The following is a 23,406-nucleotide window of genomic DNA, read 5'->3' as shown; positions in this document are numbered from 1 at the left end:
CACGTGGGAGGTATGGCGGCAGTCTACGTACAGATATTTCACAAAACCAGCGCGGCATGGTCCGCATAAGCGGCGCGCATGATTTGCCACGTGGCCTCGTCTGCGGGAATCAGATGTTCGATGCGCAGAGAGCTGAGCGTGATGTCCTGAGGCATGCCGAAGGTGGTGAAGGTGGACAGAAAGTTCAGCTCGCCCCGGGTTGAACGCACGCGTGTGAGTACCAGTGGCGGCGGGTGTGTGGGCGGTTCGCTGTTGGTCGGCAACGGCAAGCTCGCCAGCAACGTGGCCAACGCCGGGTTGCCCAGCGCTTCGCGGGTTGCTCGTTGCCAGGCGAGGGTGCGGATTTCTCCGGCGTTGATCAGGTGATCGCCGAGGCCGCCCGCTTGCTCCTACCGTTTCGACCGATTGAGGCTTCAACCTAGGTAAGACGCGAGGCGCGCTTACACGCCCTTTGTCGACGGTAACAGCACCGTCAAAATGCCCACCAGCGGCAGGAACGAACATATCTTGTAGACATACTCGATGCCGTGGCTGTCAGCAAGCAAGCCCAGCAACGCCGCACCAATCCCGCTGAAGCCGAACATCAAGCCGAAGAACACACCTGCAATCATGCCCACATTGCCCGGCACCAGTTCCTGGGCGAACACCACGATGGCCGAGAACGCCGAGGCCAGAACAAAGCCGATGATCACGCTGAGGACAGCGGTCCAGAACAGGTCGACGTAGGGCAGGGCAAGGGTGAACGGCGCGGCGCCGAGGATCGAGAACCAGATGACTTTCTTGCGGCCGATCTTGTCGCCGATCGGGCCGCCGGCGAAGGTGCCCACTGCGACGGCGCCGAGAAACAGGAACAGGTACATCTGCGAGCTGGCGACCGACAGCTGGAATTTTTCAATCAGGTAAAAGGTGAAGTAGCTGGTCAGGCTGGTCATGTAGAAATACTTGGAGAACACCAGCATGGCCAACACCACCAGGGCGAAGGTCACGCGGCCTTTTGACAGGCCGTGAGTGGCTTTGCCGCCGCTCTTGAGCTTGAACAGGTTGAGGTGGTTGCGGTACCAGCGGCTCAGGCCATACAGCACCAGAATGGCGAACACGGCGAACAGCCCGAACCAGGCAATGTGGCTTTGGCCGTAGGGAATGATGATCGCCGCCGCCAGCAACGGGCCGAAGGCGCTGCCGGTGTTGCCGCCGACCTGGAAGGTCGATTGCGCCAGGCCATACCGCCCGCCGGAGGCCAAACGCGCGACCCGTGAGGTTTCCGGGTGGAAGGTCGAGGAGCCAACACCGACCAGCGCTGCCGCGAGCAGAATCATCGGGAAGCTGCCGACAAACGCCAGCATCAAAATGCCGATCAAGGTGCTGATCATGCCCGCCGGTAACAGCCACGGCTTGGGATAGCGGTCGGTGTGGTAGCCGATCCACGGCTGCAGCAGGGAGGCGGTCAGTTGGAAGGTCAGGGTGATCAGCCCCACTTGGGTGAAGCTCAGGCCGTAGTTGGCCTTGAGCATCGGGTAAATCGAGGGCAGCACGGCCTGGATCAGGTCATTGATCATGTGCGCCAGGGCGCAGGCGCCCAGGACGCGCATGACCAACGGGCTTATCTGGGGCGTAGTGGTTGCAGCGGCGGGTGACGCGGTCAGGGTCGACATGCAGGCATTCCATACAAGGCAGCGAACAAAGACAGACGGTACTTAAGCCGTCTGCCCATTTCAAAATATTTCGACGGTTATGCTAAATTCAGTGAAAATGCCTGTCTCGCGAAATTCGGGATACAACTAGCGCAAAAAGGGCGAAATGGTTAAATCACTGGATGCATTTTTGCGCGAGATCGATGAAGGCGACTGGGCCGTCATCAGTTCCGCCACCGATTACCCGGAGAACTGGGTGATCCCGGACCACAGCCACGAGAAGCACCAATTGCTGTATGCCATCGAGGGCGTGATGGTAGTGCACTCGGCGCAGAACCAGTGGACGGTGCCACCCAATCGCGGGTTCTGGATGCCGAGCGGGCAAGTCCATTCGTTGCGGTGCGTGGGCACGTTGAAGATGCGCAGCGTGTTTGTGCGCCCCGGCAGCTTCCCGAACCTGCCGACCGAGACCAAGGCGGTCAGCGTCTCGCCGCTGCTCAGTGAGCTGATCAAGGCCTCCGTCAGCCTGAAACCACCGTATGCCGAGGATTCCCGCGATGCGCGGATCATGCACCTGATCCTGGATGAACTGGCGATCCTGCCGGCGCTGCCGCTGTCGCTTCCCCAGCCAGCCGACGTGCGCATCAATACCATCTGCCTGGCCTGGCAAGCGGACCCGGGTGATGCTTCGACGGTGGCCGATTGGAGTGATCGACTGGCGTTGGACCAAAAAACCATCCAGCGATTGTTTCGCAAGGAAACCGGATTGACGTTCGGTCAATGGCGCCAACAGGCACGGTTGCTGTTGGCGCTGGAACGCATAGCGGTAGGGGAGAAGATCATCGATGTAGCCATCGAACTGGGCTACGAAAGCCCGAGTGCCTTTACCAGCATGTTCAAGAAACAGTTTGGCAAGACACCGAGTCAGTTTTTCAGGTAGGGCGCACAAACGCCGAGGCTCGCGATGGCTGGCGCGAGGCGCTATAGGCCAATAGCCCGGCAATGCCCAAACACGCCGCACTCAGTTCGAACGTGGCCTGAAAGCCGCGCAGGTCGAATACCAACCCACCCACTGTAGCGCCGCAGGCAATTGCCAACTGAATAGTGGCGACCATCAGCCCGCCGCCGGCCTCCGCGTCGTCGGGCAGTACCCTCGACAGCCATGTCCACCAGCCCACGGGCGCGGCGGTGGCCACCAGGCCCCAGGCGCCGAGCAACAGTGTGGTCATCCACGGCGAGTCGCCGAATGCGACCAGCGCCAAGGCAATCAGCGCCATCAACAGCGGAATAACAATCAAGGTTCGGTAGAGCTGGTTGTGCAGGAAGCGCTCGATCAGGCATGTCCCCGTAAAGCCGGCCACGCCCAGTACCAGCAGCATCAGCGACAACTCCGTCACGCTGACTCGAGTGACGTTTTCCAGAAACGGCCGCAGGTAGGTGAAGAGCATGAACTGGCCCATAAAAAACACGCTCACTGCCAACATGCCCAAGGCGACTGGCGCCTGCTTCATCAAGCGGAACACGCCGCCGGTGTTTGCACCGCTGCCCGGTTTAATCGAGGGCAGGCTGACCAGCAGCCACACCAGCGCGATCACGGCCACCGGCACCACGCAGAAAAACGCCCCACGCCAGCCAATCAGCCCGCCGAGGAAACTGCCCAGCGGCGCAGCAACCACGGTTGCCAATGCATTGCCGCCATTGACGATGGCCAACGCGCGGGGCACTTGGGCTTGCGGCACCAGGCGCATCGCAGTGGCGGCCGACAGTGACCAAAAGCCGCCGATGGCGACGCCTATCAAGGCTCGGCCGAGCATGAAGATCAGGTAGTTCGGCGCCAGCGCCACCACTGTTCCAGATACGATCATCAGCAGCGTGAGCCCGACCAGCAGGTGCCTGCGCTCCATACGCGCGGCGATGCGTGCAATCACCAGGCTGGTCAGCAACGCAAACAGCCCCGACACCGAAATGCCCTGGCCCGCCTGGCCTTCGGAAATATGCAAGTCGGCCGCCAGCGGGGTCAGCAAACTCACGGGCATGAATTCGGAGGCGACCAGTGCAAACGCTGCCAGCGACATGGCAAGCACGGCGCCCCAGTTCTGCTTGGGAGGATGAGTGGGCATGTGTTTAATCCTGTGTTGCGCCAAATCCGGGGCCCCACGCAGGCCCCAGGCCGAGACGGTTATTTCAAGTTGCTTTTGAAGAAAGCAGTGAGGGTGGCGAAGGGGATCAAGTTGACTCGGTCATACAGGTCTACATGCCCTGCGCCCGGGATGATCACCAACTCCTTGGGTTCGGAAGCGCGTCGATAGGCTTCTTCACTGAACTCGCGCGAGTGCGCGTTGGCGCCTGCAATGAGTAACAGCGGGCGTGGCGAGATCGACTCAATGTCGTTGAACGGGTAGAAGTTCATGAACTTCACATTGCTGGTCAGCGTCGGCCTGGTGGTGGTGTGTGCCGATGCGCCGGCAGGCGTGACTTCGCCGCGCGGGGTGCGATAGAAGTCAAAGAACTCATCGCCAATCGGGTTGCCGGTCAGTGTCAGCGGAGTGCCGCCGGTGTAAAGGATTTCACCGCCCTGAAATTCCACATAACGCTGATTGGCCGCTTGCACAAGAACCTGCTGGCGCTGCGCCTGGGTGACGCTGTGCTTGAGGCCATCACGGTTGGCCGCGCCCATGTCGTACATGCTCACCGTGGCAATGGCTTTGAGGCGTGGATCGATTTTCGCCGCGCTGATCGCGAAGCTGCCACTGCCGCACACACCGATTACGCCGATGCGTTGGCGGTCCACAAACGGGCGGGTTCCGAGAAAGTCCACGGCGGCGCTGAAATCTTCGGTGTAGAGGTCCGGGGACACGGCGTTGCGCGGCGTGCCTGCGCTTTCACCCCAAAATGACAGGTCCAGGGACAGCGTAACGAAACCCTGTTCGGCCATTTTGGTGGCGTAGAGGTTGGCACTCTGCTCTTTGACGGCGCCCATGGGGTGGCCGACGATAATGGCGGCCTGTTTGGCGGCTTGATTCAGACCTTTGGGTATGAACAGGTTGCCGGCCACCTGCATGCCATATTGATTGTTGAAAGTGACCTTTTCGACGGTCACCTGTTCGCTTGTGTAGAAGTTGTCGGCACCGTTGGACATATCGGCTCCCAGTGAAGAAAAAGAAGTGATCAGCAAACCCAGGGCGAGCATGAAGGCTTTCATTGAAGGTTCCTTGGCGGGGTGGGTCTGCACATTTTCCTCATCGCAGGCGCTGTTCTGTAGTGCGTTCCGCTGGATTACTTGCCTGATCCTCTGACTCTTGCTGCAGGCCGGGGACGTGCGTGCGCGGGCAGGGTAAAGTTCGGGAAAGATTCGAAAGGGCTTGTTATGACGATCAACCAAACGCCTCTCGCCGCGCTGATTCAAGCTATCGGCTCACGTATCGCCACGCCCGGCGATTACCCCATGCCGATCCCCGGCCTGGGGTTTTATCGGCGTGACAAGCCGGCAACGCCGGTGGTGTGCATGGTGGAGCCGTGCATCGTTCTGGTGGCCCAGGGCGAGAAGCGAATGTGGGTCGGTGGTGAAGGCTACCCGTACGACGCGTCGCGCTTTCTGGTGACGTCGCTGGACATTCCCGCCAACTCCGAAGTGCTCCTCGCCAGTGCGCAGCAACCGTGCCTGGGGCTTACCTTCAAGCTGGACCTGCGCATCCTTGCCGAGCTGATCGCGCAAAGTGAGATGCCGCCCAAGCGCGAGCGAGAGCTGTTGAAAGGGGTGGGGATCGGCACGGTAACCGAGGGCATGCTCGCGTCATTCGCACGTTTGGTGGCGCTGCTGGATGAGCCTGAAGCCATCCCGATATTGGCGCCGTTGATCCAGCGCGAAATTCACTATCGTCTGTTGCAGAGCGACCAATCCGGCCGACTGCGCCAGATCTGCTCCATTGATGGTCACGGCTATCGGATTGCCAAGGCGATTGACTGGCTGAAGCTCAATTACGCCACAGCGCTGCGTGTGGACGAACTGGCCGCGCGCGTACAGATGAGCGCGGCCACCTTTCACCATCACTTTCGTCAGTTGACGGCGATGAGCCCACTGCAATATCAGAAATGGCTGCGCTTGAACGAGGCGCGAAGGCTGATGCTCAATGAGCATCAGGACGTATCAGGGGCGGCGTACACCGTCGGCTATGAGAGCCCTTCCCAGTTCAGCCGCGAATATAGCCGGTTGTTTGGGGATTCGCCCAAGCGCGATATTGCCGCATTGCGAGGCAAGGCCGGTGTCAGCGTTCAGTCGACAGATTAGCGAAGAAAATACAGCCGACCAGCCGCGCGAACAGGCTCAGGGTTTCCGGCAGGTTGGGGTCATCAAACAACATGGCCCTTGAGTCCAGGGCACACAGGGCGCCAAACAAACGGCCATCCGGCAGGAAAATCGGCGCGCCTGCGTAGCTTTCAATCTCGAACCGCTTGACCACCGGGCGCGTAGCAAAACGACCGTCCTGGCTGATCTGCGGAATAAACAACGCCTGGGGATTGATACAGAATTCGCTGCACAGGGTGGTTTCCAGCATCAGCACATCCTCAGCGCTGATGCCCATGTTCATGGGGTCGTAGGCCGAGCACACCACCCATTCAAGGTCGGTGAACTTGGCAATACCGGCAAAACGCATGCCGGTCAGGCGGGTGACCAAATGCAGGATGCTGGTGGTCGCTTCGATTTCTGCGATGGCAGCGCGCTCATCGGCGCTGAGCAACGCGTTTGCTGCGATGACACTTGGAACCATGCTGTGACACTCCAATGACGTGGTGGCCTGGGCCACCACGCACCGTCAGGCTTTAATTAATTCGCGGATGTTGCTGCACCAGATTCTGGCGCTTGGCTTCCAGTTCGGCAATCTCGGCATCGATGTCTTCGATCTTCTGCTCGATATTGTCGTGGTGCTCTTGCAGCAATTCCTTCGCTTCTTCCATGTCCGAGGCGGCCGGTGCTGCGCCGCGCAGAGGCTTGTTGGCGGTTTCCTTCATGGTCAGGCCGGTGATCAGGCCGACCACGGCAAACACCATCAAATAATAGGCGGGCATGTACAAATCGCCAGTGCTTTCAACCATCCAGGCCACCGCGGTAGGGGTGAGGCCTGCGATCAATACCGAGACGTTGAACGCGCTCGCCAGTGCACTGTAGCGCAGATGGGTGGGGAACATTGCGGGGAGCGTCGAGGCCATCACGCCGATAAAGAAGTTGAGGATCACCGCAAGAATCAGCAGGCCGGCGAAAATCAGCCCGATCTTGCCGCTGGTGATCAGCATGAACGCCGGAATGGACAGGAACAGCAGGCCGACGCTGCCAGCGATGATGAACGGCTTGCGGCCGATTTTATCGCTGATAAACCCAATGAACGGCTGCACAAACAGCATGCCGACCATGATTGCGATGATGATCAGTACGCCGCTGTTTTCCTTGTAATGCAGGTTATGCGACAGGTAGCTGGGCATGTAGGTGAGCAGCATGTAATAGGTCACGTTGGTGGCTGCGACGATACCGATGCAGGTCAGCAGGCTGCGCCAGTGCTTGGTCGCAACTTCCTTGAACGAGACTTTGGGGCCGTGGGTCAGGCCTTCGCGGTCGCCTTGTTCGAGTTTGTCCATGTGCTGCTGAAACGCTGGTGTTTCTTCCAGGGCGTGGCGCAGGTACAGGCCGATGATGCCCAGGGGCAGGGCGAGGAAGAACGGCAGGCGCCAGCCCCAGGACTCGAAGTCCGCTTCGCCGAGTACGCTGGAAATCAGCACCACGACGCCGGCGCCGAGTACGAAACCGGCGATGGAGCCGAAGTCGAGCCAACTGCCGAGGAACCCGCGTTTGCGGTCTGGCGCGTATTCGGCAACGAAGATCGAGGCGCCGGTGTATTCACCGCCGACCGAGAAGCCCTGGGCCATTTTGCACACCAGCAGCAAGATCGGCGCCCAGATGCCAATCGAGGCATAGGACGGGATAAGGCCGATGGCGAAGGTACTCAGGGACATGATCACGATGGTGGCGGCGAGCACCTTCTGCCGCCCGTATTTGTCGCCCAGTGAACCAAAGAACAGGCCGCCCAGTGGGCGAATCAAAAACGGCACCGAGAAGGTGCCCAGCGCTGCGATCATTTGCACGCTCGGGGAAGCGTCGGGGAAGAACACTTTGCCGAGAACATAGGCGACAAACCCGTAGACGCCGAAGTCGAACCATTCCATGGCGTTACCCAGTGCGGCGGCGGTAATCGCCTTGCGCACCTTGGCATCGTCGACGATGGTGATGTCTTTCAATCCGATGGGATTGACGCTTTTCTTACGTGATTTCATGCGGACCACTCTAAATCTGAACAGGGGAGGTGCCATCGCAGCGATGGCACCGCTCTGTCAGTTCAGATACAAGACGACACGAAATAATTCACCGCTAATTGCGTTTTTTTGCCGGTGAGATCAGCTTCAGCCATCCTCGAAGGAGTTAATCGATGCACGGTGCCACTTCCCGTTTGATCTATCGCCAGCCAGAGCCCGGCGACGTGCATCGATTGTTCGCGATCTTCGGCGATCCGCAGACCAACCTGTTTAACCCCGGCGGGCCGATGGCAAGCCTGGCCGACGCACAACGCCTGCTTGATCGCTGGCTCGAACAGTGGGCAACTCAGGGCTATGGCTGGTGGGCCATTGCGCTAAGGGCGCGGCCTGAACACATCATCGGTTTTGGCGGCGTCGCGCCACTCAACTATCTCACCGAGCGACGCATCAACCTCGGCTACCGGTTCGCCGTAGAAGCCTGGGGGCAGGGTTATGCCACCGAAGTCGGCCGTGATGCGCTGGTGCTGGCCTTTGAGACCCTCGGTTTGCCTGAAGTATTCGGGTTGGTGCGGCCGGATCACGCCGCCTCTATCCGCGTGCTGGAAAAGCTCGGCATGCAGCGCTTTGGCGAGCTGGATGATGTACCGGGCAAACCACCGAGCCTGGTGTTCAGGCTTTGTCATCCTACAACTGCAATTTCCTGATCATTTCTAAGGGCTAGCAGTAGCTCGATTGGCGGCAATCTTTGCGATTGACACCGATTAGGTAGCTCGATATAAAAGCCATAGTTGTACGACGACATATGACGTTACATATGTCCTACCTAACAAAAATAAAAAGTGATGCCATGAATTTAAATGAGCCAATCAACGCCCATCGCGTCGGCCAGGCCGTCGGCAACTATCGCTGGACCATCTGCGCGATGTTGTTCTTTGCCACCACCGTCAATTACCTCGACCGCCAAGTGCTCAGCCTGCTGGCGCCGCAACTGTCGACGCAATTTGGCTGGAGCAACACCGACTACGCCAACATTGCTGCTGTGTTCCAGTTTGTCTATGCGATTTCCATGCTGTTCGCCGGGCGCTTTGTCGACAAGATCGGCACCAAGGCCGCCTACGTCGTGGCGATTGGTATCTGGTCCACGGGCGCCATCATGCATGCCTTCGCGGTTCCGATGGGCGAGGGCATCGCGGCGGTAAGCGGTGCGATCGGCCTGGCGGTGATTCCGGTGTCGATTGCCGGTTTCATGCTGTCACGCGCTGTGCTGGCAATTGGGGAGGCGGGTAACTTCCCCATCGCGATCAAGGCGACTGCCGAATACTTCCCCAAGAAAGAACGCTCCCTGGCCACCGGTATTTTCAACTCCGGTGCCAACGTCGGCGCGATTCTGGCGCCGATTTGCGTGCCATTGATTGCCGGGATGTGGGGCTGGGAAGCCGCGTTTATGGTCATCGGCATGCTCGGTTTTGTCTGGGTGGCCGTGTGGTCGGCGCTCTATCAGACGCCCGATCAGCAAAAACGCTTGTCGGCTGAAGAACTCGCCTACATCCGCAGCGACCAGACCGTACAGCCGTTTACGCCTGCGCCGGCCGGTACAACCGTGAAGAAAGTGTCGTGGTTCCAGCTGCTGACCTACCGCCAGACCTGGGCGTTTGCCTTCGGCAAGTTCATGACCGATGGCGTGTGGTGGTTCTTTCTGTTCTGGCTGCCGACCTACCTGTCAGCGCAATACGGCATGAAAGGCGCAGACATCGTGATGCCACTGGCCGTGCTGTACAGCATGACCATGGTTGGCAGCATCGGCGGCGGCTGGTTCCCCAGCTACTTTATGGCCCGTGGCGACGCACCGTATGACGGCCGTATGAAAGCCATGCTGGTGATCGCGTTGTTCCCGTTGGTGGTGTTGCTGGCGCAACCGTTTGGTTACATCAGCTTCTGGGTGCCGGTATTGCTGATCGGCGTGGGCGCCTCGGCGCATCAGGCGTGGTCGTGCAACATCTTCACCACGGTCTCCGACATGTTCCCGCAGAAAACCGTGGCGTCGGTGGTGGGTATCGGCGGCATGGCCGGCGGTTTGGGCGGTGTGGTGATGACCAAGATTGGCGGCTGGGTATTCGACTACTACAAGTCCATCAATGACATTCACACCGGCTACATGATCATGTTTGCGATCTGCGCGCTGGCGTACCTGGTGGCGTGGAGCGTGATGAAAGCGCTGGTGCCGCGCCACAAGGAAATCACTGACTTGTAAGGGATGAGTTCCCGCGCTGCCGAGCAGCGCGGGAAGGTTTGACGCTTAGCGGTTGCGTGTGACGCGCCAGACGGTGTTGGCCAAATCATCGGCAATGATCAGCGCACCCTTTGGATCTACGGTGACGCCCACCGGGCGCCCACGGGTCTTGCCGTCATCGCCACGGAAACCGGTGGCAAAATCGATCGGCTCACCCGACGGTTTGCCATTGCTGAACGGTACAAAGATCACCTTGTAGCCCACCGGGCTGTCGCGGTTCCAACTGCCGTGTTCGCCGACAAACACGCCGTCGGCAAATTTCTCACCCATCTCAGGAATGGAGAAGTCCACGCCCAATGCCGCCACGTGGGAGCCCAGGCTGTAATCGGGCTTAGTGGCGGCCGCGACTTTTGCCGGGTTCTGCGGTTGGGCGCGCGGGTCGACGTTCTGGCCCCAGTAGCTGTAAGGCCAGCCGTAGAACGCGCCTTCGCGCACGGAGGTCAGGTAATCGGGAACGAGGTCGGGGCCCAGTTCGTCGCGTTCGTTAACCACTGTCCACAGTTGCCCGGAACCGGGTTGAATGGTCAGCGCTGTCGGGTTGCGCAGGCCGGTGGCGTAGGGTTTGTGTGCGCCGCTGGCTGCGTCTACCTGCCAGACCATCGCACGGTCGATTTCCACTTCCATGCCGCGTTCGGTGACGTTGCTGTTGGAGCCGATGCCCACATACAACTGTCGCCCATCGGCGCTGATGGCCAGGGATTTGGTCCAGTGGTGGTTGATCTGCGCAGGCAGGTCGGTGATCTTGCTCGGCGGGCCGCTGGCTTTGGTCTGGCCGTCGGCATAGTCGAAGCTCACCAGCGCGTCCTGGTTGGCCACGTAGAGTTTGCCGTTCGCAAACGCCAGGCCGTAGGGCGCATTGAGGTTGTCGGCGAATACGGTTTTCAGCTCGTACGTGCCGTCACCGTCGGCATCGCGCAACAGGGTGAGGCGGTTGCCGCTTTTGACCTTGGTGTTGCCTTCAGCCTTGATCAGGCTGGCGATCACATCCTTGGGCTTGAGCTTGGCCGCGCTGCCGCCGCGGCCTTCGGCCACCAAAATGTCGCCGTTGGGCAGTACCAGCGTCTGGCGCGGGATGGCCAGGTCGGTGGCGATGGCGGTCACGCTGTAACCTTCCGGAACCTTGGGCTTCTGGTCGCCCCAGGGAGCAGGTTCGGCAATCTTCATGCTTGGCAACAGGCTGCTTTGTTGCTCCGGCAACTTGGGATCCGGGCCGCGAGCCTGAGTCTTGTCACCTTCGCCACCGCAGGCGGTCAACAACAGCGCGGCGCTTAACAGGGTCAGTGTGTTGGACGTTTTCATTTGGCACCTCCCGAACGCAGGCCGGTCCAGGTGGCGGCGAGCGCCAGCACGGTGACGATCACCGATAGCACCAAACCTGTCGGCATGGCAGCGTAAGCGTCTTTGGCATGCTGAAACGCGTTGATCAGCCCGAGCACAAAGGTCGCCAACAGCAACAGCACATACAGCGTGGGCTGCCCAGCTTTGCGTTCAGCGCGAAGCAGGTTGACCAGCGCAAACAAAAACGCAAAACCTGCGAACACCAGCGCGCCGGCGATCAGCCAGGAGGCGAAGTTAGCCCATTGAATCTGGAAGGTTTGAGTGTAGGCAATGTCACTGAGCAAGGCACCGAGGAACAATGGCACGGTGCCGGCGAGCAGGGTCGCATGCAGCGGCCCGGGTGTGTGGCGGTAGACGAGAAGGGTGGACATGAGGTGGCGGCTCCTTGTTGTACAACGCCCCTGGGGTCGGGGCAGCGCATAGGAGATGAGCCTTGGGCGTGTAAGAAAGTTCACCGGGGTTACGTGTCGAAATGTTTTTCGAACCAGCCCGCGTACGGCGTATTTTTAACCTGGCAGCGATTGAAATCCGGGCTGCCATCGCTCCACCATATGGGGCCGCGTTCGCCCAGCGCGACCTTGGCCTGTTGCACGTCGCGCCTGGCGTCCTTCAATGCGCTGGCATCGCCGCTGGCCTTGGCGGCTTTCACCGCCCGACGCGCGTCCATCAGCGCGTTCACCCACCTTTGGCGCTCATCTTCTTCCAATGCAGGGTTGGTGCTGCGCCACAGCTGGCCCTTGACGATGAAGTAGCGGCCGTCCGGCGTGTTAATCATGGTGCCGGCGCACCACGCGCAACACGCCCCACATCATCGACATCATGATTGCCAGCCAACCGGCGAACAGGCTGAAGAGTGTCATTGCAAGGTTCATCGCAACCTCCATTACGTTGTCGTCCTTATAGGTGACCGCCGGCCAAAATCAGGATTCAACTTAATTTACAGATGGCATCTGTGGAGTGAACCCGTGGCGGGGTTACTGACCTAAGGCCCTATAATCCCCACCTTTTGCTCATCACCAGGCGTTCCCATGACCCACCCTCGCATCGGCTTCGTGTGCCAATACAAGCATCCCGAGCGCCGCTTCGACATCATGATTGAAGCCAAGAACAAGAACGTGGCCTCTTAGGGGTTTTACCAGCACTGGCAGCGAAGCCTGCAGTAGGTACCTGAGGCTAGGGAGGTCGTTGCGCCCGCGCGCATCGGCGGTCATGCTCCTTCTCCTGACAAAAGGAACCGCCCCATGCCCACCCTGCACCTGCTCTGCGGCAAGATCGCCTCCGGCAAATCCACCTTCGCCAACACCCTCGCAACCGAACACGCCGCTATTTTGCTCAGCGAAGACGCGTGGCTGGCGCAGCTGTATCCCGGCGAGATCCTGTCCATCGCTGACTACGTGCGCAGCGCCCAGCGGGTTCGCGGGGTCTTGGGGCCGCTGGTGATAGACCTGCTGCGGTCCGGCGTGAGCGTGGTGTTGGATGTTCCTGCCAACACACGGGCCAACCGCGAATGGCTACTGGGTTTGGCGCAGTCGGCCGAAGTGCCGCACCGCCTGCATTACCTTGAACTGGACGACGCCACGTGCCGTGCCCGGTTGCATGCGCGCAATGCGGGTGGGCAGCATGACTTTGCCGCCACCGATGCCGAGTTCGATCTGATCACGCAGCACTTCTGTGTGCCGACTCAGGAGGAAGGCTTGGTGATTGAGGTGCATCGTCCATGAATAATGAACACCCAGTAGGCTTGGACGCCGATGGCTACGTCCTCAGCATTGCCGATGGCCCGGTGCAACCTGAATTCCAGTCGCTGCTGGAGGATGTGTGCCTGAGCCTTTCCCAGCCTGCATTGGGCTTGGAAGGCATCTACCTCTACGGCAGCGTGGCGCGGGGTGATGCGAGTGCCGGTCGTTCAGACCTTGACCTCACACTGGTGCTGCGCGACCCGCCGGATTCGCAGGTGCTCGAAGCGCTGGAACTGACCCGGCTGGCGCTGCAGAAACGGCACCCGGAAGTGACCAAAATCGATGTCGACATTGGCCACCGCAGCGAAGTGCTGGCACTCGAAAACGCGAACAAATGGGGTTTTTGGCTCAAGCATCATTGCCGATGTGTGTGGGGGGATGACCTCTCATTACAATTTGAGCGGTTTCGCCCATCGCGGGAAATCGCCCTGGCGCTCAATGGTGATTTCGCACACGTGCTGTCGGCTTATTGCACGCGTATCGAACAGGCCGAGTCCGTAGAGCAGCGGCTTACCCTGGAGCGCGAAGCCTCACGCAAGCTGATTCGCGCGACGCACACACTACGCGCGCAAGACGCGTCGGGCTGGCCACACACCCTGGAAGAACACGTGGCGTTATTCGTCCAGCATTACCCGGCGATGCGCATCCAGATTGCGTTCTTTCTGTTTGAAGCCCGCAACCCCAGTGCCGAGGGCGAGGCGTTCGTGGCACGCCTGAAGACCTTTGTGGCCTGGATGGTTTTACAACAGAAGTAGCGAGGGAAGGGCGGATGGGCAGCGGGCTTGTTGTGGCGAGCGGGCTTGCCCCGCGTTGGGCTGCGTAGCAGCCCCTCCCAGAATCCCCGCAATTCCCGGATATTACGCAGCGTCTGGTTTTGGGGCTGCTTCGCAGCCCAACGCGGGGCAAGCCCGCTCGCCACAATGGCCTTTCGACGCTGCGCTTTTCAGCGCAGGATCGAGTCGTCCTTGATCTCATCGGCAAACTTGCGCATCAAACGCACCAGGTTATCGAAGTCGCCTTCCTCCCAGGTGGAGAAGATCGACACGCCCATGCGCTCGCGCGCCGCGTCAACCTTGTCGGTCATACCTTTACCTTTTTCGGTGATCACCGACTCGCGCACGCGACGGTCAACCGCGCTTTCCTGGCGCAAGATCAAACCGAGGGTCTCCAGTTTCGCCACTTGGCGGCTGACCGTGGTGTAGTCGCGGCCCACGCGGTCAGCCAGCTCCACCACGCCAATCGGTCCCAGCCGTTCAACCAGCACCAGCAATGGAAACAGCGCGCGGTCCAGGGCAATTCCGGCCTCGCGCACCATCGCTTCATCGCGCTGGGGGCGGTTCATCACCCCGACAATCTCAACCAGCGACCCATGCAAGTCACGCAGCTGAGCGCTTATATGTGCTTTTTGCACGCTTTTTCTTGACACTGTTTGCCTTCCTCTTAATATGTGCGTATTGCACATATAGGTGGTCCTGATGAACGCACGATACGCTGTCGATGTTCTGATTTGTGGTGCCGGTGCGGCCGGTTTGACCCTGGCGATCGACCTGGCCAGACGCGGCGTACGCTTTCGTCTGATCGAGAAAAACCACCAGCCTTTCCATGGTTCCCGTGGCAAAGGTATTCAGCCCCGATCCCAGGAAATTTTCGAAGACCTGGGCGTACTCGACCGCCTTTTTGCAGTGGGTGGAGTCTATCCGACTGAGCGACGCTACCGCGACGATGGCAGTTACATTGACGCCGATTCCATCGAGCACACTGCCGCAACGTCGTCCGAGCCTTACACGCAGCCATTGATGGTGCCGCAATTTCTGACCGAGCAGGTGCTGCGCGAGCGTTTGCTCGAGCTGGGCCATCGGCCAGCCTTCGGGTGTGAACTGGTTGGGTTTGAGCCGGACGCTGACGGCGTCAGCGCGCAGTTGATGACAGACAACGGCCCGCAAACCCTGCGGGCACGCTGGCTGGTGGGCGCGGATGGCGGCCGCAGCTTTGTGCGGCATGCGCTGGATATCGGCTTTCCCGGCAAAACCCTCGGCGTGCGCGCATTGGTGGCGGATGTGCAGTTGTCCGGCCTTTGCGCGGACTACTGGCACCGTTTCGGCGAAGGCGACAGTCAGCGCCAGATCATGATTTGCCCACTCGCGCGCACCGGACTGTTCCAGATTCAGGCGCCGGTGCCCCTGGACGCCGACGTCGACCTCAGCGCCGAGGGGCTGGCCGCGATAGTTGCCCAGCGCACCGGGCGCGACGACATCCAGGTGCATAGGGTGTCGTGGGCGTCGGCCTACAGCATGAACGCGCGGTTGGCCGACAGGTACCGCGTCGGGCCGGCGTTTCTGGTGGGCGACGCTGCGCATATTCATCCGCCGACCGGTGGTCAGGGGCTCAACACCAGCGTGCAGGACGCCTACAACCTCGGCTGGAAACTCGCGGCAGTGGCGGGCGGTGCGCCAGAGGCGTTGCTCGACAGCTACGAAGAGGAGCGGCGCCCGGTTGCGGCGTCGGTGCTCGGTTTGGCGAGCAAACTGCTGGATAACGCGAGTCGGGGCGACATGCGCCGGGGCAAAGAAGTGTTTCAGCTGGATATTGGTTACGCGCAATCGTCCATGACGCTGACGCAAACGGCGCGTGACGGCAGGGTGTGTGCCGGCGACCGAGCGCCCGATGCAACGCTGCGCGGTGCTTGCGGGGCCTCCTTGCGGTTGTTCGACCTGCTTCGGGGGGCGCATTGGACGCTGTTAAATTACGGCGCTACACCGGGCGCTGTGTCGCCTCGGCCTGGGTTGCAGATCCACCACGTCGGCCCGCAAGGCGACGTGATCGACGACTTGGGCCAGGTTCAACGCGCCTACGCCCTGGCTGCAGGTGACCTGGTGTTGGTTCGCCCGGATGGCTACATCGGCGCGATCGTCGCGTCCGACGAAATCGAACGGTTGGAGGGCTACCTGGCGCAAGGAGGCCTCACCGCCGTCATACCGGAATAAGCCCCGCGTCCTGATAGCTCTGGACCAGTTCGTCATACAGGCTCATGTCGGCACGCGTGCGAGCGATCAACTGCGCGCCGGCGATGGCGGTATAGATCGCCCGGGCGCGGCGCTGGCAGAGCTCGGCATTGCCCCATTCCATCTCGGTGAGCAGCGCCGTCAGCCACGCGATGTTGATATCGGCAAACGCCAGTACCTCGCGCTTCACGGGCTCGGGCAGGTCCTGGTATTCGGCCGCCATGAAGCTGGCCAGGCACAACCGATTGTTGTTTTCCAGGGACTGCCGAAAGATATCGGGATAGCGCCGCAGGCCGTGCAGCGGGTCCGGGTTCTCCTGACGGATTGCTTCAAGCGTTGCGGCGGCATCTTCCCAATAGCGCTTGGCGACGGCGGCGCCAAGGTCGGCCTTGCTGGGGAAGTGGTAATAGATACTCGCGTTCTTGATCCCCACGGCTTCGCCGATGCTGCGGAAATTAATTCCGCTGTAGCCCAAATGCTGACCTGCCGCTTTGGCAGCTTCCAGAATGGCTTCCCGGGCGTTTTCGCTCACGGCCTGATTCCTCGATTCATTAAGTCGCGTAGGCGGATTCTACCCCCATGGCCGCTTACCTGCCAATTGGTAGGTAGTTGTTGACAGTCCCGAATAAAGCTTCCAATCTCTACCTACCACTTGGCAGGTAGGCAGAAAAATCATGACTCACCAACAGCCACACTCCGACGTACCCACAGCTCCATATTTTAAAATCTACGACTGGTACAACGGCCCTTATCCGGCTCGGGTGCGCATCGCGCTGGCCGAGAAAGGCCTGCTGGACCGCACGGAATTTGTGTCCATCAACTTGTGGGAAGGCAAGCACAAACAGCCTGCTTTTCTGGCCCTCAACTACTCCGGCACGCTGCCCGTGTTGCAGCTGCAAGACGGCACGCTGATTGCCGAGTGCACCGCGATCACGCACTACCTGGACACCCTGGACGGCCACCCGACGCTGACCGGCACAAGCCCGCTCGAGCAGGGCCTGATCCATATGATGACCCGGCGCGCCGAGCTTGAATTGATGGACGCCGTCAGCGTGTATTTCCACCATGCAACGCCGGGTTTGGGGCCAGAGGTCGAGTTGTACCAGAACGCCGAATGGGGCCAGCGCATGGGCGACAAGGCGATTCGAGGCATGCGCTATTTCGATGGCCTGCTGAAAACCCGGCCGTTTGTCGCAGGTAATGCGTTCTCGATGGCCGATATTGCGCTGCTCGGCGGCCTGATTTTCGCCGCGCTGGTGAAATTGCCAGTGCCGGATGAATGCACGGCGCTAATGGAGTGGCAGGCGCGGATGAATGAGCGCGCCAGCGTTCAGACATGGCGCGGGATGGTTGAAGAGGGCGACCAGCAACACCGGGCGAGCTGATAACCGCGCGGCGAAACGCGCTTTACGCATCAGCGCTCAAGCGCTTTTAAAGCCGCTTTCAACCCGGCCAGTGCACTGGTCAGCGGCGTCGGGCCAGCGGTGACACGGCTGGCTGCGCCGCTCATTGACGCCTGGCCCAGCGCGACGACGGACGCGCCTTCACCGTAAGCACGGTCGGCGGCACGTGCGATGGTCGACAAGTAACCCTCGTTATCACCCGCTTTGAACAACGCCCATGCGCCGGGGACGAGTCTCACGTCGACAGAGGCATCTGTTTGCAGTGCGGCCTTTTGGAACAGGCGTGAGGTGGGTTCCAGGGTTGTTTCGACGGCGCACAGCACCACGATTTTTCCGCCTGCCTGGACGGCATCGATGGCCAGCGCTTCATCGGTGCGCAAAATCGGCACGCGTGTTTCATCGGGGATGTTTTCTATCGACGAACCCAAGGTCGAGCAGGTCAGTACCACGGCGTCGGCGTGCTGCGCCATGGCGAGCAGCGCCGCGCAGGTTGCGTCGGCGATTTCGGCGGTCAACTTTCCGTCAGACTCCGCAGCGGCCAAGAGGTCTGCACGCACCTCATGCAGCAGCACATCTGCTCCCATACCCAATGCGCTGGCTGCCGCGTCGAACACGGCGATGTTGCTGGCTGCGGTATGAAAACAAGCAATTCGCATAGGCGGTCCCAAGGGTTCAAGAGCTGACCCGCCATCTTTATCACGGTTAAGATGCCGACGACATCGAACTCATTAAGGACAATGCATGCCGCTGATCACGGAACGCGTAGAACTGGCCCGCAACGGCGCCAACGATAAAGTCATTTGCCCCATGGCATCCGGGTGGGCGGTGATGGGGGATGTGCAGTTTTTGCCGGGTTACTGCCTGTTGTTACCCGACCCAGTGGTTGCCAGCCTGAATGATCTGGACACGCAAGCCCGCGTGACCTACTTGCTGGATATGGCCCGACTCGGCGACGCAGTGTTGGCGGCCACCAACGCCTTGCGCATGAACTACGAGATTCTGGGCAATTCGGAGCCGGAGTTGCACTGCCATATCTTCCCTCGCTACGCCTCGGAGCCGGACGACAAACGCACGATGCCTGCGTGGTTCTACGACTGGAAAAATGCCCCACCTTACGCGGAACAACTCCACGGGGACCTGCGCAAGAAAATCGCAGCGCTGCTCTCTGCGGGAGCCGGCGCATGATGCAAAGAAACAGGCTGGTGCCTGAATTGATGGTGACGGACCTGAGCAAAAGCCTTGAATTCTGGGTGGCTTTTTTGGGGTTCACGGTGGCTTACCAGCGGCTGGAGGAGGGCTTTGCCTACCTCGATCTGGAGGGCGCGCAAGTGATGCTGGAGCAAGTAGAGGCCGACGCGAACCAATGGGTGACCGGCGCGCTGGAGAGACCTTTCGGGCGCGGCATGAATCTGCAGATCGATGTGGTGGCGGTGCCGCCGGTTATTCATCGGCTGGAGCAGGCCGGGTACCCGCTGTTTAAAGCGTGCAAGGATGTTTGGTATAGGGCGGACGAGGTGGAAGTGGGGCAGCGTGAATGCCTGGTCCAGGACCCGGATGGCTACCTCGTGCGGCTGGTTGAACGGCTCGGGGAAAGGCGGGTGTCCGTCTGACATCCGCAGAAGGTTTACGCCGGCTGCAACCGCCGCGCGCAGCACCGCCAGCGTAGCCTCACGGTCGTTCGGCGGACCGAACACGCCGGGGCCGGCCAGTTGCATTGCGCCGTAGCCGATGCGATGTACTTCGCGGTCGCCAAGAGAAAATATGCCGCTGTTTGCCAAACGAGTCATCCGTGCCACCTTGCTTCACCTGAGTAAGGCTCTCGCGGTGCTCCTGTTCCGGTTCGTTCACACAAAAGGCGCGCTGGCGGGTGACAACTACTGGGCCACGCCCGGTGGCGGTGTGGAAGACGGCGAGAGTTTCCAGGCCGCGGCGATGCGTGAGTTGCGCGAAGAGACCGGCATTGTGGTCAATCAGGTTGGCGCCTCGCTGGCCGAGAGCAGCTTTCCCATGAAGCTGCCCAACGGTGAAACGGTGTTGGCCGTTGAGCGGTATTTTGTGGTTCACGCGTACAGCGAAGTGCTTTCAAACGCCGAATGGACGCCCGAAGAAACCCAGGTCATGGCCGCTCACCACTGGTGGACCGTTCAGCAATTGCGAGCGACCCAAGACACGGTTTTTCCCGAAACGCTGATCGACATGCTGGAGCAGGCCGGAGTATTTGCACCCACCGCCTGAGCCTGTGGTTCAAGCGAGTATTTCACGGGTCTGCAGCACCCTGGCGTAGTCCATCGCCAGGTTACTCAGCGACAACGCATGCACCTCCTCGGCAGCCCAGAGCCGGCCCGACAAGTCGGCTTGATCAAACGTGTAGCAGGCATCGGCAGCGACGATCACGTCAAACCCCAGGTTGCCCGCCGAACGCGCCGTAGACTCAACGGAGTTATTGGTGATCACGCCAACGATCACCAGTTGCTTGATCGCACGCGTGTGCAACCAGCGTTCCAGGCCGGTGGCAGTGAACGCATCCGGAACGTTTTTCTCGACCACGTGTTCATGTTTGAGGGGCTGCAAGGCCGGCTGAAATTCGCAGCCCGGTTGGCCCGGCCAAAATACCGAACCAGGTGTGCGCGAGATATGCCGCACATGCACGACAGGGCGCTGAGCCTGGCGCCAGGCGCCGAGCAGTGCTTGCATCTGCAACTCGGCCTCAGGGTTGTTGCGCCGCCCGAGTTTCGGTTGGTTCATGCCTTGCTGCATGTCGATGATCAGCAGTGCTGCGTTAGTGTCCAGCGGCGCCATGGTTCACTCCTTTGATGGGGTGATGCACTCTATCTCAGCGCAGCTTTTCGAGCATCTGGCAGTACCACATTCTCGCTGCCAGCATCGGGTTGCCGCACACATCACTCAGCAGCACTTGATGTGTTTGCAGCCGGCGAATGTATCGAATTTGCCCTGCGTTCAGGTCGGCACTTCGGACATGATTTCGCCCATTAAGACGCTGTATGGCGATGTGTTGAATCGGGTGGAAAAACACCTGCGATCGGCTGAGTTGAAGTGAATGTTGGCGTTGTGGCGAGCGGCTTCTTGTGGCGAGCGGGCTTGCCCCGCGTTGGGCTGCGAAGCAGCCCCAAATCAGGCGCTGAGGAGTGCCTGATTAACCGCGTTGACTCATTGGGGCCGCTTCGCAGCCCAACGCGGGCGGTGCGACGATTCGACAAGCCCGCTCGCCACAGTGAGCCCTTTTGCCACAGTGAGCCCTTTTGCCACAGAAAGCCCGCTTGCAACAGCAGGGTGGCGGCGAAGGTGAAGGCGAGGAGGTTGCAGGTGATGGATATGGGTCCATGTCTGCCAAGTGAGGTGGGTGAAAAGTAGCACCGATCGGCAGCCGAGTCGGAAAACCCTGAGACTTCCCGGCGAAAATCTTCATAATGGCGGCCATTTTGTTTAGCTCGTTATTCTGGTGTGTCCGCATGGAAATTAAGGTCAACTTTCTCGACAACCTTCGACTTGAAGCCAAGTTCGACGATTTCACGGTGATCGCCGACCAGCCCATTCGCTACAAGGGCGACGGTTCGGCACCGGGGCCGTTCGATTATTTCCTGGCTTCGTCGGCGTTGTGCGCGGCGTACTTTGTAAAACTGTACTGTGACACTCGCAACATCCCAACCGACAATATTCGCCTGTCGCAGAACAACATCGTCGACCCGGAAAACCGCTACAACCAGATCTTCAAGATCCAGGTCGAGCTGCCCGCAGACATCTCGGACAAGGACCGCCAGGGCATCCTGCGTTCCATCGACCGTTGCACCGTGAAGAAAGTGGTGCAGGCCGGTCCAGAGTTTGTGATCGAAGAAGTCGAAAACCTCGACGCCGATGCGCAGGCTCTGTTGATGCCCGCGTCGACGTCGCAGGCGGGCACCTACATTGCCGGGAAAGATCTGCCGCTGGAGCAGACCATCGCCAACATGTCCGGCATTTTGGCCGGCCTGGGCATGAAGATCGAGATCGCTTCGTGGCGCAATATCGTGCCGAACGTGTGGTCGCTGCATATCCGCGACGCGCATTCGCCGATGTGCTTCACCAATGGCAAGGGCGCGACCAAAGAGGGCGCGCTGGCGTCGGCGCTGGGCGAGTTTATCGAACGTCTGAACTGCAACTTCTTCTACAACGACCAGTTCTGGGGCGAAGAATTGGCCAACGCGCCGTTCGTGCATTACCCGGACGAGCGCTGGTTCAAGCCCGGGCCTGAAGATGAGCTGCCGAGTGAAATCCTTGACGCTTACCTGCTGAAAATCTACGACCGCGAGGGCGAGCTGCTTGGCTCGCACCTGTACGACACCAATTCGGGCAATGAAGAACGCGGCATTGTTTCGCTGCCGTTTGTGCGCCAGTCGGACGGTGAGGTGGTGTATTTCCCGTCCAACCTGATCGAAAACCTCTACCTCAGCAACGGCATGAGCGCGGGCAATACCCTGGCCGAGGCCCAGGTGCAGTGCTTGTCGGAGATCTTCGAGCGCGCGGTGAAACGCGAAATTATCGAAGGCGAATTCGCGCTGCCGGACGTGCCGGCCGACGTGCTGGCGAAGTACCCGAGCATTCTGGCGGGCATTCAGGGCCTGGAAGCTCAGGGTTTCCCGGTGTTGGTCAAGGATGCCTCCCTGGGCGGTGAGTTCCCGGTGATGTGCGTGACCCTGATGAACCCGCGCACCGGCGGCGTGTTTGCCTCGTTTGGTGCGCACCCAAGCCTGGAAGTCGCGTTGGAGCGCAGCCTCACCGAATTGCTTCAGGGCCGCAGCTTTGAAGGCTTGAACGATCTGCCGCAGCCGACCTTCGAAGGCCAGGCGGTGACTGAGCCGAACAACTTCGTCGAGCACTTTATCGACTCCAGCGGTGTGGTGTCGTGGCGCTTCTTCAGCGCCCAGTCGGACTATGAGTTTGTGGAGTGGGACTTCTCGGGCGAAGGCGAAGACTCCAACGTCCAGGAAGCCGCGACGCTGTTCGGCATTCTGGAGGGGATGGGGAAAGAGTCCTACATGGCGGTGTACGAACACATCGGCGCAACGGCGTGCCGGATCCTGGTGCCGGGCTACTCGGAAATCTACCCGATAGACGACTTGGTCTGGGACAACACCAACAAGGCGCTGTTCTTCCGCGCTGACATCCTCAACCTGCACAGCCTCGACGAGGATGAGCTGCACGCGTTGGTCGAGCGCCTGATCGAAAGCGAGCTGGACGACTACACCGACATCACCACCCTGATCGGCATCGAATTCGACGACAACACGGCGTGGGGTCAGTTGACCATTCTGGAATTGAAACTGCTGATTTTCCTGGCCCTTAATCAGTACGAAGAGGCCAAGGAGTGTGTGGAGATGTTCCTGCAGTACAACGACAACACCGCCGACCGTGGCCTGTTTTATCAGGCGATGAATGCGGTGCTGGAGATGCAGTTGGACGACGACCTGGAGCTGGACGATTACGAAGTCAATTTCCGCCGGATGTTTGGCAACGAGCGGATGGATGCAGTGATTGGCTCGGTCAACGGCAGCGTACGGTTCTACGGGCTGACACCGACCAGCATGAAGCTGGAAGGGCTGGACCGGCATTTGCGCCTGATCGACAGCTACAAGAAACTGCACAGCGCGCGGGCCAACATCACTTCAGCCTGACGCAAAACCCAGTGGGAGCTGGCTTGCCTGC

At 60.2% G+C, this 23,406-nt stretch carries 24 protein-coding genes and 3 pseudogenes; 12 read left to right on the top strand and 15 right to left on the bottom strand.

Annotation, left to right across the window (positions count from 1 at the left end; all coding sequences use genetic code 11):
* Nucleotides 1–38: 38 nt before the first annotated feature.
* Nucleotides 39–386: pseudogene (locus tag Q7C20_RS01605) on the bottom strand (transcriptional regulator); the annotation flags it as partial.
* A gap of 54 nt (nucleotides 387–440) precedes the next feature.
* A complete protein-coding gene (locus Q7C20_RS01600) occupies nucleotides 441–1,652 on the bottom strand; it encodes an MFS transporter (protein ID WP_348057671.1) in 1,212 nt (403 codons plus the stop codon).
* Between the two features lie 145 nt (nucleotides 1,653–1,797).
* On the opposite strand from Q7C20_RS01600, the gene Q7C20_RS01595 reads away from it, so the two are divergent.
* Nucleotides 1,798–2,571 (top strand): helix-turn-helix domain-containing protein, encoded by a 774-nt coding sequence (locus Q7C20_RS01595; protein ID WP_375064751.1) that lies wholly within the window; start codon nucleotides 1,798–1,800, stop codon nucleotides 2,569–2,571.
* Here the strand turns inward: Q7C20_RS01595 and Q7C20_RS01590 are convergent.
* Both Q7C20_RS01590 and Q7C20_RS01585 read right to left on the bottom strand, forming a co-directional pair.
* On the bottom strand, nucleotides 2,564–3,751 hold the full coding sequence (locus tag Q7C20_RS01590) for an MFS transporter (RefSeq protein WP_375064749.1): 1,188 nt from the start codon (nucleotides 3,749–3,751) through the stop codon (nucleotides 2,564–2,566). The genes Q7C20_RS01595 and Q7C20_RS01590 overlap by 8 nt on opposite strands.
* Nucleotides 3,752–3,810: 59 nt before the next feature.
* Nucleotides 3,811–4,833, bottom strand: a complete 1,023-nt coding sequence (locus tag Q7C20_RS01585) for an alpha/beta hydrolase (RefSeq protein ID WP_375064747.1) — start codon at nucleotides 4,831–4,833, stop codon at nucleotides 3,811–3,813.
* A gap of 165 nt (nucleotides 4,834–4,998) precedes the next feature.
* On the opposite strand from Q7C20_RS01585, the gene Q7C20_RS01580 reads away from it, so the two are divergent.
* Nucleotides 4,999–5,919 (top strand): AraC family transcriptional regulator N-terminal domain-containing protein, encoded by a 921-nt coding sequence (locus Q7C20_RS01580; protein ID WP_375064745.1) that lies wholly within the window; start codon nucleotides 4,999–5,001, stop codon nucleotides 5,917–5,919.
* Here the strand turns inward: Q7C20_RS01580 and Q7C20_RS01575 are convergent.
* Together Q7C20_RS01575 and proP are read right to left on the bottom strand one after the other, a co-directional pair.
* Nucleotides 5,897–6,400, bottom strand: a complete 504-nt coding sequence (locus tag Q7C20_RS01575; RefSeq protein WP_348057679.1) for a GAF domain-containing protein — start codon at nucleotides 6,398–6,400, stop codon at nucleotides 5,897–5,899. The genes Q7C20_RS01580 and Q7C20_RS01575 overlap by 23 nt on opposite strands.
* Before the next feature lie 52 nt (nucleotides 6,401–6,452).
* Nucleotides 6,453–7,955 carry a glycine betaine/L-proline transporter ProP gene (proP, locus tag Q7C20_RS01570; RefSeq protein WP_375064743.1) on the bottom strand — a complete coding sequence of 501 codons (1,503 nt, stop codon included), beginning with the start codon at nucleotides 7,953–7,955 and terminating at the stop codon, nucleotides 6,453–6,455.
* A gap of 152 nt (nucleotides 7,956–8,107) precedes the next feature.
* Here proP and Q7C20_RS01565 point away from each other — a divergent pair, with 152 nt between their 5' ends.
* Nucleotides 8,108–8,638: a GNAT family N-acetyltransferase gene (locus tag Q7C20_RS01565; protein WP_375064741.1), complete on the top strand. Its 531-nt coding sequence runs from the start codon at nucleotides 8,108–8,110 to the stop codon at nucleotides 8,636–8,638.
* 143 nt (nucleotides 8,639–8,781) lie between these two features.
* Nucleotides 8,782–10,185: an MFS transporter gene (locus Q7C20_RS01560; RefSeq protein ID WP_375064739.1), complete on the top strand. Its 1,404-nt coding sequence runs from the start codon at nucleotides 8,782–8,784 to the stop codon at nucleotides 10,183–10,185.
* A gap of 45 nt (nucleotides 10,186–10,230) precedes the next feature.
* Here Q7C20_RS01560 and Q7C20_RS01555 read toward each other — a convergent pair whose 3' ends face one another.
* From Q7C20_RS01555 to Q7C20_RS01545, 3 genes are all read right to left on the bottom strand, one after another.
* Nucleotides 10,231–11,523: a PQQ-dependent sugar dehydrogenase gene (locus Q7C20_RS01555; RefSeq protein ID WP_375064737.1), complete on the bottom strand. Its 1,293-nt coding sequence runs from the start codon at nucleotides 11,521–11,523 to the stop codon at nucleotides 10,231–10,233.
* Nucleotides 11,520–11,933: a DUF2231 domain-containing protein gene (locus tag Q7C20_RS01550; RefSeq protein ID WP_375064735.1), complete on the bottom strand. Its 414-nt coding sequence runs from the start codon at nucleotides 11,931–11,933 to the stop codon at nucleotides 11,520–11,522. Before Q7C20_RS01550 ends, Q7C20_RS01555 begins: the two co-directional genes overlap by 4 nt.
* Before the next feature lie 89 nt (nucleotides 11,934–12,022).
* Nucleotides 12,023–12,337: a hypothetical protein gene (locus Q7C20_RS01545; protein WP_375064733.1), complete on the bottom strand. Its 315-nt coding sequence runs from the start codon at nucleotides 12,335–12,337 to the stop codon at nucleotides 12,023–12,025.
* A 466-nt stretch (nucleotides 12,338–12,803) separates the two neighbouring features.
* On the opposite strand from Q7C20_RS01545, the gene Q7C20_RS01540 reads away from it, so the two are divergent.
* Together Q7C20_RS01540 and Q7C20_RS01535 are read left to right on the top strand one after the other, a co-directional pair.
* The gene (locus tag Q7C20_RS01540) at nucleotides 12,804–13,283 is read left to right on the top strand and encodes an AAA family ATPase (RefSeq protein WP_375064731.1); all 480 of its coding nucleotides are present in this window, start codon (nucleotides 12,804–12,806) and stop codon (nucleotides 13,281–13,283) included.
* On the top strand, nucleotides 13,280–14,056 hold the full coding sequence (locus Q7C20_RS01535) for a nucleotidyltransferase domain-containing protein (protein WP_375064729.1): 777 nt from the start codon (nucleotides 13,280–13,282) through the stop codon (nucleotides 14,054–14,056). Before Q7C20_RS01540 ends, Q7C20_RS01535 begins: the two co-directional genes overlap by 4 nt.
* 188 nt (nucleotides 14,057–14,244) lie before the next feature.
* Here the strand turns inward: Q7C20_RS01535 and Q7C20_RS01530 are convergent, their stop codons facing one another.
* Nucleotides 14,245–14,712, bottom strand: coding sequence for a MarR family winged helix-turn-helix transcriptional regulator (locus Q7C20_RS01530; protein WP_375064727.1), 468 nt, complete (start codon nucleotides 14,710–14,712; stop codon nucleotides 14,245–14,247).
* Between the two features lie 64 nt (nucleotides 14,713–14,776).
* Between Q7C20_RS01530 and Q7C20_RS01525 the strand changes: the two genes are divergently transcribed.
* Complete coding sequence (locus Q7C20_RS01525; protein ID WP_375064725.1) at nucleotides 14,777–16,285, top strand: FAD-dependent oxidoreductase; 1,509 nt, start codon at nucleotides 14,777–14,779, stop codon at nucleotides 16,283–16,285.
* Here the strand turns inward: Q7C20_RS01525 and Q7C20_RS01520 are convergent.
* Entirely contained in the window at nucleotides 16,272–16,835 is a 564-nt protein-coding gene (locus Q7C20_RS01520) for a TetR/AcrR family transcriptional regulator (protein ID WP_375064723.1), read from the bottom strand. The genes Q7C20_RS01525 and Q7C20_RS01520 overlap by 14 nt on opposite strands.
* Nucleotides 16,836–16,977: 142 nt before the next feature.
* Between Q7C20_RS01520 and Q7C20_RS01515 the strand changes: the two genes are divergently transcribed.
* The gene (locus tag Q7C20_RS01515; RefSeq protein WP_375064721.1) at nucleotides 16,978–17,688 is read left to right on the top strand and encodes a glutathione S-transferase; all 711 of its coding nucleotides are present in this window, start codon (nucleotides 16,978–16,980) and stop codon (nucleotides 17,686–17,688) included.
* 29 nt (nucleotides 17,689–17,717) lie between these two features.
* Here the strand turns inward: Q7C20_RS01515 and Q7C20_RS01510 are convergent, their stop codons facing one another.
* A complete protein-coding gene (locus tag Q7C20_RS01510) occupies nucleotides 17,718–18,362 on the bottom strand; it encodes an aspartate/glutamate racemase family protein (RefSeq protein WP_375064719.1) in 645 nt (214 codons plus the stop codon).
* A gap of 85 nt (nucleotides 18,363–18,447) precedes the next feature.
* Between Q7C20_RS01510 and Q7C20_RS01505 the strand changes: the two genes are divergently transcribed.
* Together Q7C20_RS01505 and Q7C20_RS01500 are read left to right on the top strand one after the other, a co-directional pair.
* On the top strand, nucleotides 18,448–18,891 hold the full coding sequence (locus Q7C20_RS01505) for an HIT family protein (protein WP_375064717.1): 444 nt from the start codon (nucleotides 18,448–18,450) through the stop codon (nucleotides 18,889–18,891).
* Entirely contained in the window at nucleotides 18,888–19,316 is a 429-nt protein-coding gene (locus Q7C20_RS01500; RefSeq protein ID WP_375064715.1) for a bleomycin resistance protein, read from the top strand. The genes Q7C20_RS01505 and Q7C20_RS01500 overlap by 4 nt, the downstream gene beginning before the upstream one ends.
* Here Q7C20_RS01500 and Q7C20_RS01495 read toward each other — a convergent pair.
* Nucleotides 19,299–19,493 (bottom strand): annotated as a pseudogene (locus Q7C20_RS01495) (oxidoreductase); the annotation flags it as partial. The gene Q7C20_RS01500 and the pseudogene Q7C20_RS01495 sit on opposite strands and share 18 nt — an antisense overlap.
* Between Q7C20_RS01495 and Q7C20_RS01490 the strand changes: the two are divergent.
* Nucleotides 19,468–19,941, top strand: coding sequence for an NUDIX hydrolase (locus Q7C20_RS01490; protein ID WP_375064713.1), 474 nt, complete (start codon nucleotides 19,468–19,470; stop codon nucleotides 19,939–19,941). The pseudogene Q7C20_RS01495 and the gene Q7C20_RS01490 sit on opposite strands and share 26 nt — an antisense overlap.
* 9 nt (nucleotides 19,942–19,950) lie before the next feature.
* On the opposite strand, the gene Q7C20_RS01485 is transcribed toward Q7C20_RS01490, so the two are convergent.
* The gene (locus Q7C20_RS01485) at nucleotides 19,951–20,505 is read right to left on the bottom strand and encodes a cysteine hydrolase family protein (protein WP_375064711.1); all 555 of its coding nucleotides are present in this window, start codon (nucleotides 20,503–20,505) and stop codon (nucleotides 19,951–19,953) included.
* A 34-nt stretch (nucleotides 20,506–20,539) separates the two neighbouring features.
* Nucleotides 20,540–20,700: pseudogene (locus tag Q7C20_RS01480) on the bottom strand (FAD-binding oxidoreductase); the annotation flags it as partial.
* Between the two features lie 476 nt (nucleotides 20,701–21,176).
* Between Q7C20_RS01480 and Q7C20_RS01475 the strand changes: the two are divergent.
* On the top strand, nucleotides 21,177–23,375 hold the full coding sequence (locus tag Q7C20_RS01475) for an OsmC domain/YcaO domain-containing protein (RefSeq protein WP_375064709.1): 2,199 nt from the start codon (nucleotides 21,177–21,179) through the stop codon (nucleotides 23,373–23,375).
* Nucleotides 23,376–23,406 lie beyond the last annotated feature (31 nt).

Origin of the sequence: Pseudomonas sp. AMR01, assembly GCF_041946035.1 — a bacterium.
Lineage (GTDB): Bacteria > Pseudomonadota > Gammaproteobacteria > Pseudomonadales > Pseudomonadaceae > Aquipseudomonas > Aquipseudomonas antarctica_B.
The sequence above is the reverse complement of the archived record's forward strand: the minus strand, read 5'-3'. Positions and strand labels throughout refer to the sequence as shown.

Coding starts and splice junctions, on each gene's coding strand:
- proP (WP_375064743.1), bottom strand. CDS start 7,955: ATGAAATCACGTAAGAAAAGCGTCAATCCCATCGGATTGAAAGACATC.
- Q7C20_RS01590 (WP_375064749.1), bottom strand. CDS start 3,751: ATGCCCACTCATCCTCCCAAGCAGAACTGGGGCGCCGTGCTTGCCATG.
- Q7C20_RS01505 (WP_375064717.1), top strand. CDS start 18,448: ATGCCGCTGATCACGGAACGCGTAGAACTGGCCCGCAACGGCGCCAAC.
- Q7C20_RS01580 (WP_375064745.1), top strand. CDS start 4,999: ATGACGATCAACCAAACGCCTCTCGCCGCGCTGATTCAAGCTATCGGC.
- Q7C20_RS01510 (WP_375064719.1), bottom strand. CDS start 18,362: ATGCGAATTGCTTGTTTTCATACCGCAGCCAGCAACATCGCCGTGTTC.
- Q7C20_RS01565 (WP_375064741.1), top strand. CDS start 8,108: ATGCACGGTGCCACTTCCCGTTTGATCTATCGCCAGCCAGAGCCCGGC.
- Q7C20_RS01600 (WP_348057671.1), bottom strand. CDS start 1,652: ATGTCGACCCTGACCGCGTCACCCGCCGCTGCAACCACTACGCCCCAG.
- Q7C20_RS01490 (WP_375064713.1), top strand. CDS start 19,468: ATGCCGCTGTTTGCCAAACGAGTCATCCGTGCCACCTTGCTTCACCTG.
- Q7C20_RS01595 (WP_375064751.1), top strand. CDS start 1,798: ATGGTTAAATCACTGGATGCATTTTTGCGCGAGATCGATGAAGGCGAC.
- Q7C20_RS01515 (WP_375064721.1), top strand. CDS start 16,978: ATGACTCACCAACAGCCACACTCCGACGTACCCACAGCTCCATATTTT.
- Q7C20_RS01575 (WP_348057679.1), bottom strand. CDS start 6,400: ATGGTTCCAAGTGTCATCGCAGCAAACGCGTTGCTCAGCGCCGATGAG.
- Q7C20_RS01500 (WP_375064715.1), top strand. CDS start 18,888: ATGATGCAAAGAAACAGGCTGGTGCCTGAATTGATGGTGACGGACCTG.
- Q7C20_RS01560 (WP_375064739.1), top strand. CDS start 8,782: ATGAATTTAAATGAGCCAATCAACGCCCATCGCGTCGGCCAGGCCGTC.
- Q7C20_RS01525 (WP_375064725.1), top strand. CDS start 14,777: ATGAACGCACGATACGCTGTCGATGTTCTGATTTGTGGTGCCGGTGCG.
- Q7C20_RS01545 (WP_375064733.1), bottom strand. CDS start 12,337: ATGATTAACACGCCGGACGGCCGCTACTTCATCGTCAAGGGCCAGCTG.
- Q7C20_RS01535 (WP_375064729.1), top strand. CDS start 13,280: ATGAATAATGAACACCCAGTAGGCTTGGACGCCGATGGCTACGTCCTC.
- Q7C20_RS01485 (WP_375064711.1), bottom strand. CDS start 20,505: ATGGCGCCGCTGGACACTAACGCAGCACTGCTGATCATCGACATGCAG.
- Q7C20_RS01550 (WP_375064735.1), bottom strand. CDS start 11,933: ATGTCCACCCTTCTCGTCTACCGCCACACACCCGGGCCGCTGCATGCG.
- Q7C20_RS01555 (WP_375064737.1), bottom strand. CDS start 11,523: ATGAAAACGTCCAACACACTGACCCTGTTAAGCGCCGCGCTGTTGTTG.
- Q7C20_RS01475 (WP_375064709.1), top strand. CDS start 21,177: ATGGAAATTAAGGTCAACTTTCTCGACAACCTTCGACTTGAAGCCAAG.
- Q7C20_RS01540 (WP_375064731.1), top strand. CDS start 12,804: ATGCCCACCCTGCACCTGCTCTGCGGCAAGATCGCCTCCGGCAAATCC.
- Q7C20_RS01585 (WP_375064747.1), bottom strand. CDS start 4,833: ATGAAAGCCTTCATGCTCGCCCTGGGTTTGCTGATCACTTCTTTTTCT.